A 16,360-nucleotide genomic window follows, 5' to 3' on the forward strand; every position below is an offset into this window, starting at 1 on the left:
CCCGCCCGGTATCGCGCCTAGCTGTTTTGCAATAAATGCGAGAATTTTCGCCGAATCTTGCTCAGTTTTGGCGAAATCACCAGCTGGCAATAGTTTTGCTGCTGGTTTTGCGCATAGTAATTCTGATGATAGTCTTCTGCGGGGTAGAATATGGCCGAGCCTTCCAGCCGGGTGACGATGGGCGCGTCGAATACGCCGTCCTGCTCCAGCTGGCGCATGGTTTCCACTGCGACGGCGCGCTGCGCGTCGTTCTGGCAGAAAATCACCGAGGCGTACTGGCTGCCGACGTCGTGTCCCTGGCGGTTCAGCGTGGTTGGGTCATGCACGGCGAAGAATACTTGCAACAGGGTGGCGTAATCGATGACCGCCGGGTCGAAGGTGACGCTCACTACTTCCACATGACCGGTGGCGCCGCCGCAAACCTGTTTGTAGCTGGGGTTCGCACCCTGGCCGCCGCAATAGCCGGATACCACGTTGGCGACGCCGCGCAGCGGCGCGAAAGCCGCTTCCAGGCACCAGAAGCAGCCGCCGCCCAAAACCGCTTTTTCCATGTTTTCTCCTTCAGCTTCCATTGATTCGAGATGCCGCGCCGCGCAGTTCTGCGTCGCCAAAGGCGGCACAGGCCAGTCTGACGGTTTCCGTCTGGATTGTCACGGTGTCTTCTATCGGAACCGCGTAGCCGCCGGCCATGGTCAGGGCCAGCGCGGCATCATGGCGGCGGCAGGCATCCAGCACCATGCGGTCGCGTTCCGCCAAGCCCTGCTTTGATAAGCCCAGTCGGCCTAACCGGTCGCCGTGGTAGGGGTCGGCGCCGGCCAGGTAGAACACCAGATCGGGCCGGGAGGCCTCGAACACCTGCGGCAGGGCCTGTGCCAGCGCGGCCAGATAGGCGGCGTCGTCCGTATTGTCCGGCAGGTCGATGTCCAGCGTGCTGGCCTCGCGGCGGAACGGGAAATTGCGCGCGCCGTGCATGGAAAAGGTGTAGATGCGGGGTTCGTCCGCGGTCATGGCCGCGGTGCCGTTGCCCTGATGCACATCGAGATCCACTACCAGCACGCGGCGCGCGCGCGCCTCGCTCAGCATCAGCATGGCGGCGACGGCGACGTCGTTGAATACGCAGAAGCCGCTGCCCTTGGCGCGGGAGGCGTGGTGGGTGCCGCCCGCCAAGTTGACGCCGCATCCCTCAAGCAGGGCGCAGCGGCTGGCGGCGATGGTGGCGCCGACCGAGCGCAGACTGCGCTCGACCAGCTCCGGCGACCACGGCAGGCCGATCTCACGTTGCAGCCTGGGATCGAGCGTGCCGCTCAGCATGGCCTCTATGTAGTGCGGATCATGGGCTTGGGCCAGTTCCTGCCGCGTGGCGGCCGGCGCCGGCTCCATCCATGGCGCGGCGAAGGCCGCCACCTTGTCGGCCAGCAGCCGGTATTTTTCCGCCGGGAAGCGGTGGCCTGCCGGCAGCGGCAGCGGAAACTGGTCGGTGCGGTAGAGGCGCATCGTGCGCTCAGAGAGGCTGGATCAAGGCAAAGCGCGGCACAACGCGGCCTTCGTGCTCCACCGTTTCGGTGAACATCGCAGCCGGCCGCGCCCACAGGCCGTATTCGCCGTACAGCGCGCGGTACATCACGATAGGTTCATTGGTTTCCGTGTGCATGGCGACGTCCAGTACCTGATAGAGCTGGCGATTGCGGAAATGTTGATAGATGCCGGGAGCGGGCATGCTGGCCTCCTGGTTGGGTAGAACGGGGGCCGAGGATGCCGCAAGCCGGGCGGCAGCGTCAAGGATGCTCGCTGTTCCAGTAGTAGACCCGGAAATCCCGGTCCAGGGTAAAGCCGGTGCGTTCGTACAGTTGTTGCGCCGTTTGATTGTCGTGCGCGGTCTGCAGCATGATCTCGCCGCCGCCCAGGTCACGGGCGTACTGTTGACAGCGCTGGATCAGCAGCTCGCCGATGCCGCTGCCGCGCGCCTCTTGCGCGACGTAAAGGTCGTGCAGCACCCAGCAGGGTTTCAGCGTCAGCGAGGAAAAGCCGGTGTACAACAAGGCAAAGCCCTGCGGCCGTTCGTTTTCGCTGGCGATGAAGGCCACGGCCTGGCGGCGGCGCAGTCTTTCGCTTAGATAGTCCTGGCAGGCTTCAGCCGGGTGGCTGACGCGGTAAAAGCCCAGATAGGCCGTGAACAGCGGCAACCAGTCCGAGACGGATTCCGGAGTGGCAATGGCGATGGAGGCGGGCATCGGTCAATCTCCCTGATGTTTGTGTTGGTGTTGGGTTACAATAACGCCCTTTTTCTCAGCAGGTTAGACAATGAAGCTGGTCCTCGCCCCCATGGAGGGTCTGGTCGACGATGTGATGCGCGATGTGCTGACCCGCATTGGCGGCATCGATTTGTGCGTCACAGAATTCGTCCGCGTCACTTCCGTGCTGCTGCCCACACGCACTTTCATGCGGCTGGCGCCGGAGCTGGCCCATGGCGGCAAGACCCGTGCCGGCGTGCCGGTTCGCGTGCAACTGCTGGGGTCCGATCCTGCCTGTCTGGCTGAAAACGGCGCCAAGGCCGCCGCGCTGGGCGCGCCGGGGGTTGATTTGAATTTCGGCTGTCCCGCGCCGACTGTCAACCGTCACCGTGGCGGCGCGGTGTTGCTGAATGAGCCGGAACTGCTGCATCAGATCGTCGCCGCCACCCGGCGCGCGGTGCCGGCCGACATCCCCGTCACCGCCAAGATGCGGCTGGGCTACGAGGACAAGAGCCGGGCGCTGGAGTGCGCGCAGGCTATTGCCAGCGCCGGCGCCGACGAATTGACGGTGCATGGCCGCACCAAGGTGGAGGGCTACAAGCCGCCGGCGCATTGGGATTGGATTGCCCGCATCCGCGAGGCGCTGACGATTCCGGTGATCGCCAATGGCGAGGTCTGGACCTTGGACGACTATCGGGCGATCCGCGCGGAAAGCGGCTGCGGCACGGTGATGATAGGCCGTGGCCTGGTGGCCTGTCCGGATCTGGCGGCGCGCATCATCGCCGGCGGGCCGGCGCAGCCTATGGCCTGGGCGGATATGCTGCCATGGGTGGAGGACTTTTTCTGCCAATGTTGGCAGAAGTCCGCAGAGAACCGTTATCCGGCGGCGCGGCTGAAGCAGTGGCTCGGCTTGCTTAAGCGCAGCTGGCCGGAGGCGGCGGAGCTGTTTGAGCACGTGCGGCGCGAGCAAGAGGCTGAAAAGATTGAGGATATTCTAAAGGCAAAATTGGGTAAGTAGATATACTCATATCGCCAGCGGGATGTTGTTGATAACATCAAATGGCGTTGTGCTTTGGTATAAGCGCAACGTTGTAAATTCTGCTGGCCGCCTGGCTGCGGAACTTACACTTCCCCGATACCTTGCACCCTCCCTTAAAACGGGAGGGATTTTTTTTGTACTCTGTCATGAACTATTAATAAAAGAAAAGTCGTGACGGAAAATACATGGAATCCCTCCCTGCGGTCGGCTGGCTGGAAAGCCTGATGTCCATTGCCTGGCATGGATCGCTGGCCTTGTTTGTCGGCGTGACGGCCTTGTTCGCCGCGCTGCTCTATGCCTTGCGCCACGATAGCCGCACACGCGTCGCGCGCTCCATGGGAATCGCGCTGTTTTGCCTGTTGCTGATCAACTTCAATCCAGCAGGCGTCGTCGGCCAAGTGCTGCGCCAGACGGCGGTCGTGGTGGTGGGGCTGGCGCTGATCCGCGTATGGGCCATGCTGCTGTTCCGCCTGCTGATTCCTATCCTCAGATTGCATCCGTCGCGGATTCTCGAAGACATCGTCGTGACCATAGGCTATGTCGGTTGGGGCTTGGTGTTATTGCGCCTGGCCGGGCTGGATCTAAGCCACATCGTCACCACGTCGGCCGTCATCACCGCGGTGCTGGCCTTTTCCATGCAGGATACGCTGGGCAATCTCCTGGCCGGACTGACCTTGCAGTTTGACAACTCCGTCGATATCGGCGATTGGGTCAAGGCTGGCGATCTGATCGGGCGGGTGGTCGAAATCAATTGGCGCGCCACCATTCTGGAAACGCGCAACTGGGAAACCGTGGTGATTCCCAACAGCGTGCTGGTGAAGAACCACTTTTCCATCCTCGGCAAGCGCCATGGCGCCGCCAGGCAGTGGCGGCGCTGGGTCTGGTTCAATATCAATTGGGAGACGCTGCCGACGCAGATCATCAGCGTGGTGGAGCATTCCTTGCGCGAGGCCCAGCTGCCGGGCGTGGCGGAGTCGCCGGAGCCGAATTGCATCCTGATGGGCTTTGAAAACGGCTTCAGCCGCTATGCGGTGCGCTATTGGCTGACCGATCTGTCGGCGGACGACTATACCGACTCCATCGTGCGCACCCACATCGACGCGGCCCTGCGCCGGCATAATCTGCGAATGGCCTCGCCGTTCTATAACGTGCTGACGATCAAGGAAAACGAGAAGTACATCGAAGCGCGGATGAAGCGCCACCTGGAGGAGCGGGTGCTGGCGCTGCGCAAGGTGGAGTTGCTGTCGGGCCTGAACGATGAAGAGATGGTGATCCTGGCCGACCGCTTGAAATTCACGCCGTTTGTCACCGGCGATATCATCATGCATCAGGGGGCGGTGGCGCACTGGCTGTACATCATGCTGTCCGGCGAGGTGGAGGTGTGGGTGACGTTGCCCGATGGCCGGCGCAAGCTGGTGGATGTGTTGAAAGCCGGCAGCTTCTTTGGCGAGATGGGCTTGATGACCGGCGAGTCGCGCAGCGGCACGGTGATCGCCCGTTCCAATGTAGAGTGCCTGAGGCTGGACAAGGAGGCGTTTCAGGCCATCCTGGTCTCGCGCAAGGAATTGGCCGAGACGATTTCGTCGATTCTGGCGGAACGGCTGGAGGAGCGACGCAGGAAAATGCCGGAAGCCCTATTGGACGAGACCGAGGGGGTGCCGCATGGCGGCGAACTGGTGGAGCGCATCCGCAATTTCTTCGGGCTGAACAAGCATTGACTCGTCCTTCCGCCTGCCATTCCTGAGCCGCGCCTTGTCATTCGCCAGGACTTCCGGCCTGGCGATGTTCAGACAAACTGCACCGGCACAAACACATGGCGGCCGGTGCGGCTGGTCAGCACCTGGGGTTGGCCTTCTATCATGGCGCGATAAGGGCGCGGCAGACGCTTCCAGTCGTTGAACTTCATCTTGATGTGATCGCTGTGCTTTCCCATGGAAGATCTCCTGTTTTTGCTTGAGCTGACAAAACAACGAGCTGTACATATGCTTGCTGCTTGGCGCGGCTTCGAGCCGCTAACAAAAATCCTGATGCTGAGTTGCGCCGACTTGCCTCAGCTGTGAAACTGATTTTTGTTAGCCGCTCTTCGCACGCCCTGATCCTGGGTTGCGCATTCTTGGCTGGCATGCGCTGCGAGGCGTGATTGGCGACGATTAGTCGACTTTGTGGATGACATTGGTCACCACGCCCCAGATATGAAACGATGCGTCTTCCGGCACGGTTATCGGCTGATAGGCCGGATTTTCCGGCAGCAGCCGCAGGCCATTCGGGCTGCGCTCCAGCCGCTTTACAGTGAGTTCGCCATTGAGCGCGGCCACCACCACTTTGCCGTTGCGCGGTTCGCTGACGCGCTCCACCAGCAGCAGGTCGCCATCATGGATGCCGGCGCCCTGCATCGAATCGCCCTTGACTCGCACCATGAAGGTGTCGCCCGGGCGGCTCACCAGATGCGTGTTCAGGTCGATGTCGGCTTCCTTCATGTCGTCCGCCGCCACCGGCGAGCCGGCCGGCACGCTGCCGGCGAACAGCGGCAGCGACAGCTCGCTCAACTGCGCGCCCAGGGTGCGGAAGTCGAAGGCTTGTTCGCTGTTGACGGTGCGCCAGCTGCGATAATCTTCCAGCCATTGCTGCAGAATGCCGCGCAGCGGCTCCGGCACGCGGACGGCGACGGTTTTGTCGCCGCCGAAGGCGGACTTGCGGCCGGCGCCTGAGCGTTTGCCCCCGTGCTGATTGGGTTTGTCGGTTTCCATGATTTGATTTTGTACAATATCAAATGGAATTGCAAGGATCGCGTCCGACATGCTGGCTTGCAGGAAGGGAAAGCCTGGAAAATCAGGCATGCGGCTGTGGGGTTCAGGCCACAGTCCGCATGTTGGGTGACTGGGTTTGGGCTAATGGTAGCTCAGTTCGTCCGTCGCCTTGCCATGGAAGATGCGGTAGACGAAGGCGGTGTAGGCGGCTATCGCCGGCAGCACGACGATGGCGACCACCAGTATCGCCCATAGCGTTTCGGCATCGCTCGCGGCCTGCCAGATCGATAGATGTTCAATCACGATGTCGGGGAAGATGCTGTAGGCCAAGCCCCAGGACGCTAGCAGCACGATGGCTACGCATAACGCAAACGGCGTCCAGCAATAGCGGTCGTCGTCGCGTGCTTGGCGCTTGGCCAGTTTCGGCAGCAGCCACCACAGCAGGGCGGATAACAGGCTGGCCGCCAGCGGCAGCGGAATCAGCAGCAGGAAATGCGGCAGGACAAACCATTTGGCGGCGATGGACGGGCTGGTTAACGGGGTGGCAATCGATACCAGCGCGGCCGCCAGACTGGTTGCCAGCAGCGCGCGTCTGGCCCAGCCGTAGGCGCGCGCCTGCAATGGGCCGCTTGTTTTCAGTATCAGCCAGCAGGCGCCCAGCAGGGCGTATCCGGCGCATAAGCCGGCGGCGCAGAGCCAGGCAAAGGCCCAGGCGGCCCAGCCGTTGGCGAAGCCGGTCAAGTAGCGGCCCAGCATCAGGCCCTGCATGGCTGATGCCATCAAGGAGCCGGCGAAGAAGGCGGCATCCCACCAGGCTTTATGTCCATCGGGCGCCTTGGCCCGGAAGTCGAAGGCGACGCCGCGAACGATCAGCCCGCCCAGCATCAGGGCCAGCGGCTGATACAGCTCGTAAGACACCAATGAGTTCGCCGCGGGGAAGGCCGATAGCAGCAGGCCGATGCCCAGTACAAGCCACGTTTCGTTGGCATCCCAGAAGGGGCCGATGGTGGCGATCATGCGGTTTTTGTCGGCGCGCTCCACGCTGGGCAGGAGCAAGCCTATGCCCAGGTCGTAGCCGTCCAGGATGACGTAAATGATCATCACCAGGGCCAGCAGGCCGGCGAAGGTGATGGGAAGCCAGTAATCTAGCGGCATGCGAACTTCTCCTGTTTTTCTTGGAGCCGCGGCGAGCCTGCCGGACAGGCCGCCTTCTTGGCCATGTGAAACAAGGCTGCCACGTAGGCAGCCACCAGCGCGGCATACAGCGCCAGATACATGGTCAGGCTGGATGTCAGCATGGCCGGCGTGGCGCCGCCGGCGGCTTCTGCTGTGGTGAGCACCCCATTGACCAGCCAGGGTTGGCGGCCGATTTCGGAGACATACCAGCCGGCCAGGGTGGCGATCCAGCCGGAGAAGGTCATCAGAGTCAATATGCGAAGCGTTACACTCGACAGCGTGCCGCGCTTTCTCAACTGCCAGGCGGCCAGCCAGGACGTGAGCAGCATCAGTGCGCCGACGCCCACCATGGCGCGGAAGCTCCAGAACACTTTTGCCACCGGCGGATGCCGGGCAAACTCGTTAATCCCCTTGATTTCGCCTGTGGTCTCGTGGGTGAGGATCAAGCTGGCCAGGCCGGGAATGCCCAGCGCATGGTCGTTGCTGTGCGTGTCTTCGTTAGGCAGGGCGAAGACCAGCAGCGGGGCGGATCGCTCGGTGCGCCAGACGCCCTCCATCGCCGCCAGTTTGGCCGGTTGCACTTCGCGGGTTTTCAGGCCGTGCAAGTCTCCCGCCACAAACTGCAGCGGAATCAGCAGGGCGGCGGCGTAGACGCCGGTTTTCAGCGCCAGCCGGTTGCCTTCGCTGGCGTCGCCGTTCAGCCGGCGATAGGCCGACAGGCCAGCCAGCAGGAACGCTGCGGTGAGGCCGGACGCGATGAGCATGTGCGCGAAGCGGTATGGCGCAGAGGGGTTGAAGATCACATCGAACCAGCTGGTCACCACGGCATGGCCATTGACCATCTTGAAACCCGCCGGCGTCTGCATCCAGGAGTTCAGCGTCAGAATCCAGAACGTGGACAGCGTATTGCCGAACGCCACCAACAGGGTGGCTAGGGTATGGGCTCGTTCGGACAGCCGCGAGCGTCCGAACAGCATCACACCGAGAAACGTGGCTTCCAGAAAGAAGGCGGTGAGGATCTCGTAGGACAGCAAGGGTCCGGCGACATTGCCGACCACGCGCATGAAACCAGGCCAGTTGGTGCCAAACTGGAAGCTCATGGTGGCGCCGCTCACCACGCCCAGCGCGAACGACAGCGCGAATACCTTGATCCAGAAGGCGTAGGCGTCCATCCAGCCCTGACGGCCGGTTTGGGTATAGCGCAGCTTGAAGAACAGCAGCAGCCAGCCCAGCGCGACATTGATGCTGGGAAAGAGAATATGGAAGCTGATATTGGCGCCGAATTGCAGGCGCGCCAGTGTCAGCGCATCGAATCCGTTCATGGGTTCTCCCGGGGCGCGTCGGCGTCATGAGGTGAAGTCCCATGCGCGCGGACGCAAAAATGGCCGGACCCGCCGCGGTGAGCGGTTCCGGCCATCGTGTTGCGATTTATGGTTGGAGGCGCCGGGGCGCTTACTTGGCGAAGCGCCTGCGCAGCCAGTAGTCGGCGCTGATGTAGCGCCCGCCGCCGTAGAAGAACAGCACCAGCAGCATGATGAAGTAGGTGGCGGCGAACTCGATGCCGTTATTCAGGATCACCGGGTCGCCCAGTTCGGTGATGTAGTTGTATCGGCCTGGGAAGTTCTCGGCCAGCCAGGACAGAAATCCGGCCAAGCGCTGGCTGGATTCCATGCTTTTGTCGGCGATGGCCAGCCAGCCGCGCGGCAAGTGCACCATGGCACTGGCGGCGCTCATCAGTACCATCATCGGGATGGCCATGACGCGGGTGAACAAGCCTAGCGCGATGCACAGCAGCCCCAATACCTCGGTAGCCGCCGCCAGGAAGGCAAACGCCACCGGAAACGGCAGGCCAAGGCCGCCCTCGCTGGCCGGCGCGCCGAACCAGGCGACCGCCGCGCTGAACCCGACAACCTTCGAATGGGCGCCGACATAGATCACCGGCAGCAGGTAGAGGCGGATGCCCAGCAGGGCGATGAAGTCATATCGTTGGCAGGCGGCAACCGCCCGGTCGAATCCGTTCATTATTTTGGCAATCATTTTCATACTCCTTGTGTCGTGGCCGGGCGGCGCGGGCTTCCGTTCATGGATGCCATGCTCGGCTGGCGTGTCTGGACCAGTCCGGTCGCGATGGTGTCAAGCAGCCATTGGCGCAGCGGCGCCGCGTCCGCCATCGCGCAGGCGGCTTTCAGCGACGCGTAGCCGCGCGGCGTCTCCAGCCCGGCTAGCACATGGCGGTCGAAACGGTTCAAAGGTTTTTGGCGCACCTGGTGGCGGGCGTCGCGGAAAATGGCGAATGCGCCTGACAGGCCCGCCGCCTTCAGATCCAGCTCGATGCAGGTCAGCGTGGGATTGAGCGACAGGACGGCATCGTCGAGCGGCTCCCCGCTTGGCGGCTCGACCACGGCTGGGTCGATCTCCGTTTTCAGCAGCACCCACTCGTACTCCAGGCACTGCCGCAGCGCGGCGGGCGCAGTGGGTTGCATGAAAACCAGAAACTCGGTGGCGATGTGGTGGAATTCCGGCGCGCTGGCCGAGTGGTGAGCCAGAAAGCCATCTACCTGCCGGCGCAGGGTGGAGGAGTCGACTTGGCTGACGTACAGCGGAAATACGTGCTTCACCACCTCCTCGATATTGCTGCGCAGGAAATCCCGGTACAGCTTGATGGCCGGCGTGAGCTCGCCGGCATCGGTTTGGGGAGCGCGCAGCAGTCGGTTGAAGCGCCGGCCCGCCTCCAGCGTTGAATGGGCGTTCATGACATATCCTTTCTGCTCAGGCGGCCTGGGGCGCCGGCTGGCCTATCCGTTTGCGCAGCCCGATCGCTTCGTCTCGCAGCTCAGGCCAGCCGGGAATGTGGTTGTCCCGTTCCAGCACCAGTGGCCGCGGGCCGTGCAGGGCTACGGTCTGTCGCGCCAGTTCAAGCACCTCGCCGCATACCGCTGCGCCGTGGGTATCGATCAGCACGCCATCGTTGCTGCGCCAGTGGCCGGCGATATGGAAGTAGCGGATGGCCGGCGACGGCAGGCTGGCGATAAAGCCTTGCGGGTCGTAGCCATGATTGGCGGCGTTGACGTAGACATTATTGATGTCCAGCAGCATCTGGCAGCCGCTTTGCTCGAGGACGCGTTGGATGAAGCCGGCCTCGTCCATTTGCCCGGCATGGCAGTGGTAGTAGCTGATGTTTTCCAGCACCAGCGGCCGCTGCAGAATGTCCTGCGCCTGTTTGATCTTGGCCGCGATGCGGTCCGCCATGTCCTCGCAGCGCGGTATGGGCAGCAGATCGTACAAATAGCCCTGCCGGTCGCGGGAGTAGCTCAGGTGGTCGCTGTAGATGTCTATCCGGTAACGATCGAGAAAGCGCTTCACCCGCGCCAGGAAGTCCGTATCCAGCGGCAGCGTGTCGCCTATCGACAGGCTGAGGCCATGGGCGACCAGCGGGTACTTCCCCGATAGCCGCTCAAGCTGCTCGCGTTTGCGGCCGCCGACGTCCAGCCAGTTTTCCACCGTCAGTTCCAGAAAGTCGATGCCAGGCTGCGGATCTTGATCGGCCAGCCATTGCGCGTGCTCTGCGCGCAGCCCGACGCCGATGGCTGTGGGGCTTATTGACCGCATACCCCCTCCACCATCTTGCAGCGGGGCGGAACAGGTTGTATGCCTTGTCCGGTCTTGCCGCATTTGCCATCGCGGGCGCGTACCAGCTGGTCTTGCGGGTCGTGCTGGATGTCGGCCTTCTCGTACATTTTCACCGTGCCGCATTTGCCGCTGGCGCATTTGCCGCCGTTGCCGCTTTCGCTTTGCACCGTTTTTGCGGGCTGAGAAGGCTCGGCCAGCACAGGCTCGGCGTTCAGGCCGATCAGCGATGTCATGGTAATGGAAAGAATGATCTGGTTTTTCATATTGGGCCTCACGGAATTCAGGTTTTTGGAAGTCAGCGCACTGGGAAGCACGACAGGTCGCGGCTGGCGTATATCGGGCCGGAGTAGAGTTTCCGAATGATCCGGATGGATTGATCCTTCACCCGCAGGCTCTTGCCCATGAAGTGGTTCAGCACCAGCTGTTTGGGTTTTACCGCTGCGGCGATGCGGCCGATGGCGGACGGTTTGGCGTGCAGGAAAGCCGAGGCCGGATCGGCCTGTTCATCGATGGCCAGCGGCATCACCAGGATGTCAGCGTTTTTGGCGAATTCGAGGAAGTTGGGATTGCTGCCGTTCTGATCGGCGGAGATCACGATGCGGCCGTCGGGCGTATCGATGCGATACGCGAGCGCCGGCACCTTGCCGTGAGGAATGCCAAGCGCGCTGATGGTGATGCCGTCTTTGTCGTATACCTTGGTGGGCATTGCCTTGTGGTAATCCACATCGGCGAGTTTCACTTTCAGCGGAATGTCTCCGTTGCCGGAATAGATTCCGGACAGGTAGGCGTAGGCGCCGTTTTTGGCATTGAACTGGGCATGCATGAAACCGCTCAGACTGGGGAAGCCCGCGCCGCCGGTTGGGCCCGCGATATCAATCTGGTGCGGCGCGCGGAAAAAATAGCTGCCCTTCAGCAAGGCCGGCAGGTCGGTGACATGGTCGGTGTGGAAATGGGTCAGGCCGATGAAGCTGACATCCTCAAGCCGGGCGCCGGATTGGCCAAAGCGGAGGTAGGCTCCGCCGCCGGCATCGATCAGCGCCACCGGCTTGTTCTTCCACCAGATCAGCGAGGCGGATGAGGCTCTGTCATCGTCGGAAATGGGGCCGCCAGACCCCAACAGCTGTAGCGTGTAACGCTTGTTTTCACATTGGGTTGGGCTGGCGGCCGCCGCGGCGGCCGCGCAGGCCAGGCTGAGCGACGCAACGAGCATGCGGATTTTCATTTTCGTACTCCTTGGCTGGGCGCGGCGTCAGAATGGGGCGTGAGGTAGCAAGTACGCTTCAAAGTACATTTTTCCTTGATTTAAGCTGAATTTGCTGCACTTTTGCCGATGATGCTGACGATTGCGCCTTGATGATGGTCAAAGCTTATCATTGATCATGTATTGATATAATTTATATATTTAATATAAATAAGTAGTATTTCTAATATTTTGACCCATAGCCCATCGGTATCCGCGCTTGTCAGGGCGTCATGCGATTATTAATATACGTTTCATATATTGTTTGCTTACTGGAGGCGAGCCATGGGCATCGTCAAAATTTCCGAGCAGATGCATGACAATCTGCGTACCGCCAGCGAGGCGCTGAGCCGCTCCATCAATTCCCAGGCCGAGCACTGGCTGCGCATCGGCATGCTGGCGGAGCTGCATCCGGATTTGCGCTACAGCGAGATCTGCCAGCTGTTGCTGCGCGCCAGCCAAGGCGGCGCCGGGCTGGACCTGCCGCGGCAGGGCGAGGAGGTGGCGCGATGAGCCGTGTGGTGATCAAGTCCCCAGCCGAGGTGGCCAAGGCGCGCGAGGCGGGCAAGCTGGTGGCGGAGCTGTTGGCCATGATAGGCGAGCATGTGAAGCCCGGCGTCAGCACTGAGGAGCTGGATGCGCGTTGCCATGAGCACATCGTTAAGGTGCAGCGCGCCAAACCGGCCAATGTGGGCTACTACGGCTATCCCAAGACCATCTGCGCCTCGGTCAACCAGGTGGTGTGCCATGGCATTCCATCGCCCAAGCAGATTTTGCGCGACGGCGACATCATCAATATCGACGTGGCGGTGATCAAGAACGGCTGGCATGGCGACAGCAGCCGGATGTTCTATGTCGGCACGCCCAGTCCGGAAGCGAAGCGTCTGGTGGAGACCTGCTATGACGCGATGCGCGCCGGCATCCGCGCGGTGCGCCCGGGCGCTTCGCTCGGCGACATCGGACACGCCATCCAGACCCTGACCGAGGGCGCCGGCTTCAGCGTGGTGCGCGAATATTGCGGCCACGGCATCGGCAAGGTGTATCACGAGGAACCGGAGGTGCTGCATTACGGCCGTCCGGGCATCGGCATGAAACTGAAGCCAGGCATGGTGTTCACCATCGAGCCGATGATCAACGCCGGCCAGGCGTCCACTCGCCAGCTGGGCGACGGCTGGACGGTGGTGACGCAGGATGGCTCGTGGTCCGCCCAGTGGGAGCATATGGTGGCGGTTACCGATCATGGCTATGAGGTGTTGACGCCATGGCCGGACGGAACCAACGGTTACCCTGCGATAAGCTGAGCCATGGCGCGTTCCGAACGACTGTTGGACTTGCTGCAGCTGCTGCGGCGCTATCGCCTGCCGGTAACCGCGCAGGCGCTGGCCGACCAGCTCGGCGTCAGCGTGCGTACCGTCTATCGCGATATCGCCAGCCTGCAGCTGCAGGGTGCGGATATCGCCGGCGAGCCGGGCATGGGCTACCAGTTGCGGCCGGGCTTCCTGCTGCCGCCGCTGATGTTTGCCGAGGAAGAGATCGAGGCGCTGGTGCTGGGCATGCGCTGGGTGGAAAAGCGGGGCGATCCGCGTCTGGCCAACGCCGCCGGCAATGCGCTGGCCAAGGTGGCGGCGGTGCTGCCGGACGATCTGCGGCGGCGGCTGGAGGATGAGACCTTGCTGGTCGTGCCGGTGGAGGGGCCGCTGATGGCCGTGGACATGGCCGCGTTGCGCGACGCCATTCGCCAGCAGCGCAAGCTGGCTTTGTGTTATCGCGACATCAAGGGAGACGATAGCCAACGGATCGTGTGGCCATTCGCCGTCGGCTTCTTTGAAAAAGTGCAGGTGCTGGCGGCATGGTGCGAGCTGCGGCAGGACTTCCGCCATTTCCGCTGCGACCGGATTCAACAGTGCGAAAGCCTGAATGAACGCTACCCGCGCCGCCGCCAGGCCTTGTTAAGAGAATGGCGGCAGCGCTTGGGAATAGCCGCCGATGCGGTTTGACGACATGTCAACCTAGCGCGGCCCACGCAGAGACCCTGAGCCAAGGCGCGCGACAAGGAGGCGCAACCTAGGATCAGGGGGCGGTTGGCGGCTTTTAAGCCGGCTTGCGATGCTCGGCGGCGTGCATGGCCAGGTAGGCATCCAGGTCGGCGCCGCCGAAGCCCAGCGTATTGAGAATTTCAGCCATGAAACTCACCGGCGCGGTGCCGGGAGCCGTGACCACGCCTTGGTCGGCAACTGCGTAAGGCACATCCTGATAGTAAGCGGCGCCCGCGTACGCAAGCGCAGACAAGTTGTCCGCGGAGTTCGAAGTGTGGCGGACCTTGTCCAACACGCCGGCTTGCGCAAGCACGCGGGTGCCGTCGCAAATGCCGGCAACCACAATGTTTTGGGCATGGGCGGCGGCAAGCAAGGCAGTCAGGTCCGGCGCTTGATCGGTTTGCCAGATGGTGCCGCCGCATACGATGAGCAGGTCTAGCTCATCGAGTTGAATGGACTCAATGGCCAGATGCGGGGTTACCATCAGCCCGCCGGAGGAGGTGACGGGCGTGCCGCCGGGTGTGGCAAAGCGCACCTCGCAGCCATAATAAAAGCGCAGCGAGGAGTTGATCAGGGCTGTTTCCCAGTCGGAAAAGTGCTCGGTGAGGATGGTGATGGCGCGCGTCACAGAATTGTCCTTGTCAAGTTTTGGATGGCCCGGGGCTGTGCTGGCCTTGCGGGTGTCCGGAATGTAATCCATGGCGCGGTCAGTTTCTGTCAGTAGCCGTGTTAGCCCTGCCGCCAGCCGCTTCGCTCTGCCCATTGTTCCGCCGCCAGGTAGATCAAGTCCACCGCGGGATCCTTGACGTCGGGATAGGTTTCCCAGTCCGCCAGGCTGTTTGCCAGCCTGCGCTTCAGTTCCCCATAGGCGGCCGCCATGGCCGGCTGCGCGCGCAGGTAGTCGCGGAACAGCAGGGCGTAGCGCTGGTTGGCGCTGCCGGCGCGGCGCACATGGATATGGGCGCGGCGTTGGCCCGCGGGTTCGCGGAAAAAGAATTTTGACCATTGCTCCGGCGCGTCGTCGCTGCCTGGCGGCAGATGGTCGCGGTTGAACGGCTTGCGCTCAAAGCCGGCTGCGCTCAGGCGGTTGGCCATGTTTTCGTCCAATTCCGCCACCGTGATCTGCGCGTCGATCACGTCTTTTGCCGCCAGGCCGGGCACGGCAGTGGAGCCGATATGGTCGATGCGCAGCGCCAGCTCGCCCAGCGCGGCGCGAAGTTGGCTGGCGATGGTTTGGAACTCCGCGGCCCAGCGGGGTTGATGCGGCACGATCTCAATCATGTCGCAGGCTTTCCGAGAAGTGGAAGGCCACTATGTCCATCCTGCGGTTCAGATAGAAACGATGGGCGCGGTGGCGCTGCACGCCGGAGTCCAGATGGATTTCGCTGCAGCCCTGATCCTTGGCCAGCTGGCGCAGCCAGACCATCATCGCCGCGCCGTGGCCATGGGAGCGCGCGCCGTCGTCGGTGGCCAGGTCGTCAACGTACAGGCTTTTGCCGGCCACCAGCGTACGCTGGATGCGGAAGCCCGCCACACAGGCTACGGCATCGCCATTCAGCAGATAAGCCAGCTGGTAGCCCTCCGCCATCTGCGCGCGCACGACAGCGACAAAGTCTTCCGCCTGCAGATGCGGCCGCAACTGGCGCATCACGGCGAAGCAGCGTTCTATTTCCTGGTCTTTCGCGGCCAGTTGGATCATCTATTTCTCCTGTATATGGCTGTACATCCAGAAGTCGCGCGATAGGCCGCGCACCTTGCGATAGCTGCGCAGCAGCCCTTCGCGCTCGAAGCCATTGCGCTCCAGCACCTGGATGGAGCGTTGGTTGGCTGGCAATACCGTGGCCTGGATGCGGACGAGGCCGACGTGGCGGTGTCCCCATCGCAGCAAACTGGCGCAGGCTGCAGCGGCCAGGCCCCGTCCCCAGGCGGCGGGGGAGAGATCATACGCCAATTCCGCGCTGGCATTGACGGGCGTGACGGTATGGAAGCCGGCGGTGCCGAGCAGGCGGTCGCTGTCACGGTCGGCGATGGCGAACCGCAGGGCGCTGCTATCGGTGAAATGCTCTGTTTGCCTGGCGTAGTGCTCCAGCTCGGCAGGCGACTGCACATTCCAGCTGGTGTGCTGGTAGACAGCTTCCTGCGTCAGATAGTCGAACCAGGGTTCGATATCGTCCTGACGCAGCGGGCGGAGGATGGCTTGTGAGTGGTCGAGAACCGGCATTTCAGCAAATAACATGATGGTTTCTCCTGTTGATTGGTGC

At 62.4% G+C, this 16,360-nt stretch carries 22 protein-coding genes; 5 read left to right on the forward strand and 17 right to left on the reverse strand.

The genetic code is table 11. The annotated features are described in order from the left end of the window. Positions 1–17: 17 nt before the first annotated feature. Genes msrA through JHD59_RS00415 form a run of 4 tightly spaced genes read right to left on the reverse strand, consistent with a single transcriptional unit; the run spans position 18 to position 2,231 of the window. On the reverse strand, positions 18–551 hold the full coding sequence (gene msrA, locus JHD59_RS00400; RefSeq protein ID WP_199152721.1) for a peptide-methionine (S)-S-oxide reductase MsrA: 534 nt from the start codon (positions 549–551) through the stop codon (positions 18–20). A gap of 10 nt (positions 552–561) precedes the next feature. Next, positions 562–1,494: a histone deacetylase gene (locus JHD59_RS00405; RefSeq protein WP_199152722.1), complete on the reverse strand. Its 933-nt coding sequence runs from the start codon at positions 1,492–1,494 to the stop codon at positions 562–564. Between the two features lie 7 nt (positions 1,495–1,501). Next, a complete protein-coding gene (locus tag JHD59_RS00410; protein WP_103320541.1) occupies positions 1,502–1,717 on the reverse strand; it encodes a DUF1653 domain-containing protein in 216 nt (71 codons plus the stop codon). A 58-nt stretch (positions 1,718–1,775) separates the two neighbouring features. Next, a complete protein-coding gene (locus JHD59_RS00415; protein ID WP_103320542.1) occupies positions 1,776–2,231 on the reverse strand; it encodes an N-acetyltransferase in 456 nt (151 codons plus the stop codon). A 70-nt stretch (positions 2,232–2,301) separates the two neighbouring features. Between JHD59_RS00415 and JHD59_RS00420 the strand changes: the two genes are divergently transcribed. Beyond that, positions 2,302–3,249, forward strand: a complete 948-nt coding sequence (locus JHD59_RS00420; RefSeq protein ID WP_199152723.1) for a tRNA-dihydrouridine synthase — start codon at positions 2,302–2,304, stop codon at positions 3,247–3,249. Between the two features lie 206 nt (positions 3,250–3,455). Then, positions 3,456–4,988 carry a mechanosensitive ion channel family protein gene (locus JHD59_RS00425; protein WP_199152724.1) on the forward strand — a complete coding sequence of 511 codons (1,533 nt, stop codon included), beginning with the start codon at positions 3,456–3,458 and terminating at the stop codon, positions 4,986–4,988. Between the two features lie 68 nt (positions 4,989–5,056). Here the strand turns inward: JHD59_RS00425 and JHD59_RS00430 are convergent, their stop codons facing one another. From JHD59_RS00430 to JHD59_RS00470, 9 genes are all read right to left on the reverse strand, one after another. Further along, a complete protein-coding gene (locus JHD59_RS00430) occupies positions 5,057–5,203 on the reverse strand; it encodes a hypothetical protein (protein WP_169829033.1) in 147 nt (48 codons plus the stop codon). Between the two features lie 217 nt (positions 5,204–5,420). After that, positions 5,421–6,017 carry a LexA family transcriptional regulator gene (locus JHD59_RS00435; RefSeq protein WP_103320545.1) on the reverse strand — a complete coding sequence of 199 codons (597 nt, stop codon included), beginning with the start codon at positions 6,015–6,017 and terminating at the stop codon, positions 5,421–5,423. 141 nt (positions 6,018–6,158) lie between these two features. Then, positions 6,159–7,172: a cytochrome d ubiquinol oxidase subunit II gene (locus JHD59_RS00440; protein ID WP_199152725.1), complete on the reverse strand. Its 1,014-nt coding sequence runs from the start codon at positions 7,170–7,172 to the stop codon at positions 6,159–6,161. Then, a complete protein-coding gene (locus JHD59_RS00445) occupies positions 7,163–8,515 on the reverse strand; it encodes a cytochrome ubiquinol oxidase subunit I (RefSeq protein ID WP_199152726.1) in 1,353 nt (450 codons plus the stop codon). The genes JHD59_RS00440 and JHD59_RS00445 overlap by 10 nt, the downstream gene beginning before the upstream one ends. Positions 8,516–8,645: 130 nt before the next feature. Continuing rightward, positions 8,646–9,230 carry a DoxX family protein gene (locus JHD59_RS00450; protein WP_199152727.1) on the reverse strand — a complete coding sequence of 195 codons (585 nt, stop codon included), beginning with the start codon at positions 9,228–9,230 and terminating at the stop codon, positions 8,646–8,648. 2 nt (positions 9,231–9,232) lie between these two features. Then, a complete protein-coding gene (locus tag JHD59_RS00455; RefSeq protein ID WP_199152728.1) occupies positions 9,233–9,946 on the reverse strand; it encodes a putative DNA-binding domain-containing protein in 714 nt (237 codons plus the stop codon). 16 nt (positions 9,947–9,962) lie between these two features. Beyond that, entirely contained in the window at positions 9,963–10,802 is an 840-nt protein-coding gene (locus JHD59_RS00460; protein WP_199152729.1) for a DUF692 domain-containing protein, read from the reverse strand. Continuing rightward, entirely contained in the window at positions 10,790–11,086 is a 297-nt protein-coding gene (locus JHD59_RS00465) for a hypothetical protein (RefSeq protein WP_199152730.1), read from the reverse strand. Before JHD59_RS00465 ends, JHD59_RS00460 begins: the two co-directional genes overlap by 13 nt. A gap of 32 nt (positions 11,087–11,118) precedes the next feature. Continuing rightward, positions 11,119–12,045 carry an MBL fold metallo-hydrolase gene (locus JHD59_RS00470; protein WP_199152731.1) on the reverse strand — a complete coding sequence of 309 codons (927 nt, stop codon included), beginning with the start codon at positions 12,043–12,045 and terminating at the stop codon, positions 11,119–11,121. Between the two features lie 303 nt (positions 12,046–12,348). On the opposite strand from JHD59_RS00470, the gene JHD59_RS00475 reads away from it, so the two are divergent. The 3 genes from JHD59_RS00475 to JHD59_RS00485 are packed head-to-tail and all read left to right on the forward strand — an operon-like array spanning position 12,349 to position 14,060. After that, positions 12,349–12,576 carry a ParD-like family protein gene (locus tag JHD59_RS00475; protein WP_103320552.1) on the forward strand — a complete coding sequence of 76 codons (228 nt, stop codon included), beginning with the start codon at positions 12,349–12,351 and terminating at the stop codon, positions 12,574–12,576. Continuing rightward, positions 12,573–13,364 (forward strand): type I methionyl aminopeptidase, encoded by a 792-nt coding sequence (gene map, locus JHD59_RS00480; RefSeq protein WP_103320553.1) that lies wholly within the window; start codon positions 12,573–12,575, stop codon positions 13,362–13,364. Before JHD59_RS00475 ends, map begins: the two co-directional genes overlap by 4 nt. Before the next feature lie 3 nt (positions 13,365–13,367). After that, positions 13,368–14,060, forward strand: coding sequence for a YafY family protein (locus JHD59_RS00485; RefSeq protein WP_106076755.1), 693 nt, complete (start codon positions 13,368–13,370; stop codon positions 14,058–14,060). Between the two features lie 94 nt (positions 14,061–14,154). Here the strand turns inward: JHD59_RS00485 and JHD59_RS00490 are convergent, their stop codons facing one another. The 4 genes from JHD59_RS00490 to JHD59_RS00505 are packed head-to-tail and all read right to left on the reverse strand — an operon-like array spanning position 14,155 to position 16,335. After that, a complete protein-coding gene (locus tag JHD59_RS00490) occupies positions 14,155–14,799 on the reverse strand; it encodes a DJ-1/PfpI family protein (RefSeq protein ID WP_233163816.1) in 645 nt (214 codons plus the stop codon). A 29-nt stretch (positions 14,800–14,828) separates the two neighbouring features. After that, a complete protein-coding gene (locus JHD59_RS00495) occupies positions 14,829–15,380 on the reverse strand; it encodes a GrpB family protein (protein ID WP_199152732.1) in 552 nt (183 codons plus the stop codon). Continuing rightward, positions 15,373–15,798: a GNAT family N-acetyltransferase gene (locus JHD59_RS00500; protein WP_199152733.1), complete on the reverse strand. Its 426-nt coding sequence runs from the start codon at positions 15,796–15,798 to the stop codon at positions 15,373–15,375. The genes JHD59_RS00495 and JHD59_RS00500 overlap by 8 nt, the downstream gene beginning before the upstream one ends. Then, positions 15,799–16,335, reverse strand: coding sequence for a GNAT family N-acetyltransferase (locus JHD59_RS00505; protein WP_199152734.1), 537 nt, complete (start codon positions 16,333–16,335; stop codon positions 15,799–15,801). Positions 16,336–16,360: the final 25 nt, after the last annotated feature.

Source organism: Chromobacterium sp. ASV23 (genome assembly GCF_016428945.1).
GTDB classification, from domain to species: domain Bacteria; phylum Pseudomonadota; class Gammaproteobacteria; order Burkholderiales; family Chromobacteriaceae; genus Chromobacterium; species Chromobacterium sinusclupearum.

Bases quoted from the DNA above. Each gene is read 5' to 3' on its own strand.
- JHD59_RS00490 (WP_233163816.1), bottom strand. From the start codon at position 14,799: ATGGATTACATTCCGGACACCCGCAAGGCCAGCACAGCCCCGGGCCAT.
- JHD59_RS00415 (WP_103320542.1), bottom strand. From the start codon at position 2,231: ATGCCCGCCTCCATCGCCATTGCCACTCCGGAATCCGTCTCGGACTGG.
- JHD59_RS00440 (WP_199152725.1), bottom strand. From the start codon at position 7,172: ATGCCGCTAGATTACTGGCTTCCCATCACCTTCGCCGGCCTGCTGGCC.
- JHD59_RS00430 (WP_169829033.1), bottom strand. From the start codon at position 5,203: ATGGGAAAGCACAGCGATCACATCAAGATGAAGTTCAACGACTGGAAG.
- JHD59_RS00485 (WP_106076755.1), top strand. From the start codon at position 13,368: ATGGCGCGTTCCGAACGACTGTTGGACTTGCTGCAGCTGCTGCGGCGC.
- JHD59_RS00460 (WP_199152729.1), bottom strand. From the start codon at position 10,802: ATGCGGTCAATAAGCCCCACAGCCATCGGCGTCGGGCTGCGCGCAGAG.
- JHD59_RS00455 (WP_199152728.1), bottom strand. From the start codon at position 9,946: ATGAACGCCCATTCAACGCTGGAGGCGGGCCGGCGCTTCAACCGACTG.
- map (WP_103320553.1), top strand. From the start codon at position 12,573: ATGAGCCGTGTGGTGATCAAGTCCCCAGCCGAGGTGGCCAAGGCGCGC.
- JHD59_RS00495 (WP_199152732.1), bottom strand. From the start codon at position 15,380: ATGATTGAGATCGTGCCGCATCAACCCCGCTGGGCCGCGGAGTTCCAA.
- JHD59_RS00450 (WP_199152727.1), bottom strand. From the start codon at position 9,230: ATGATTGCCAAAATAATGAACGGATTCGACCGGGCGGTTGCCGCCTGC.
- JHD59_RS00410 (WP_103320541.1), bottom strand. From the start codon at position 1,717: ATGCCCGCTCCCGGCATCTATCAACATTTCCGCAATCGCCAGCTCTAT.
- JHD59_RS00475 (WP_103320552.1), top strand. From the start codon at position 12,349: ATGGGCATCGTCAAAATTTCCGAGCAGATGCATGACAATCTGCGTACC.
- JHD59_RS00405 (WP_199152722.1), bottom strand. From the start codon at position 1,494: ATGCGCCTCTACCGCACCGACCAGTTTCCGCTGCCGCTGCCGGCAGGC.
- msrA (WP_199152721.1), bottom strand. From the start codon at position 551: ATGGAAAAAGCGGTTTTGGGCGGCGGCTGCTTCTGGTGCCTGGAAGCG.
- JHD59_RS00420 (WP_199152723.1), top strand. From the start codon at position 2,302: ATGAAGCTGGTCCTCGCCCCCATGGAGGGTCTGGTCGACGATGTGATG.
- JHD59_RS00500 (WP_199152733.1), bottom strand. From the start codon at position 15,798: ATGATCCAACTGGCCGCGAAAGACCAGGAAATAGAACGCTGCTTCGCC.
- JHD59_RS00505 (WP_199152734.1), bottom strand. From the start codon at position 16,335: ATGTTATTTGCTGAAATGCCGGTTCTCGACCACTCACAAGCCATCCTC.
- JHD59_RS00425 (WP_199152724.1), top strand. From the start codon at position 3,456: ATGGAATCCCTCCCTGCGGTCGGCTGGCTGGAAAGCCTGATGTCCATT.
- JHD59_RS00465 (WP_199152730.1), bottom strand. From the start codon at position 11,086: ATGAAAAACCAGATCATTCTTTCCATTACCATGACATCGCTGATCGGC.
- JHD59_RS00470 (WP_199152731.1), bottom strand. From the start codon at position 12,045: ATGAAAATCCGCATGCTCGTTGCGTCGCTCAGCCTGGCCTGCGCGGCC.
- JHD59_RS00435 (WP_103320545.1), bottom strand. From the start codon at position 6,017: ATGGAAACCGACAAACCCAATCAGCACGGGGGCAAACGCTCAGGCGCC.
- JHD59_RS00445 (WP_199152726.1), bottom strand. From the start codon at position 8,515: ATGAACGGATTCGATGCGCTGACACTGGCGCGCCTGCAATTCGGCGCC.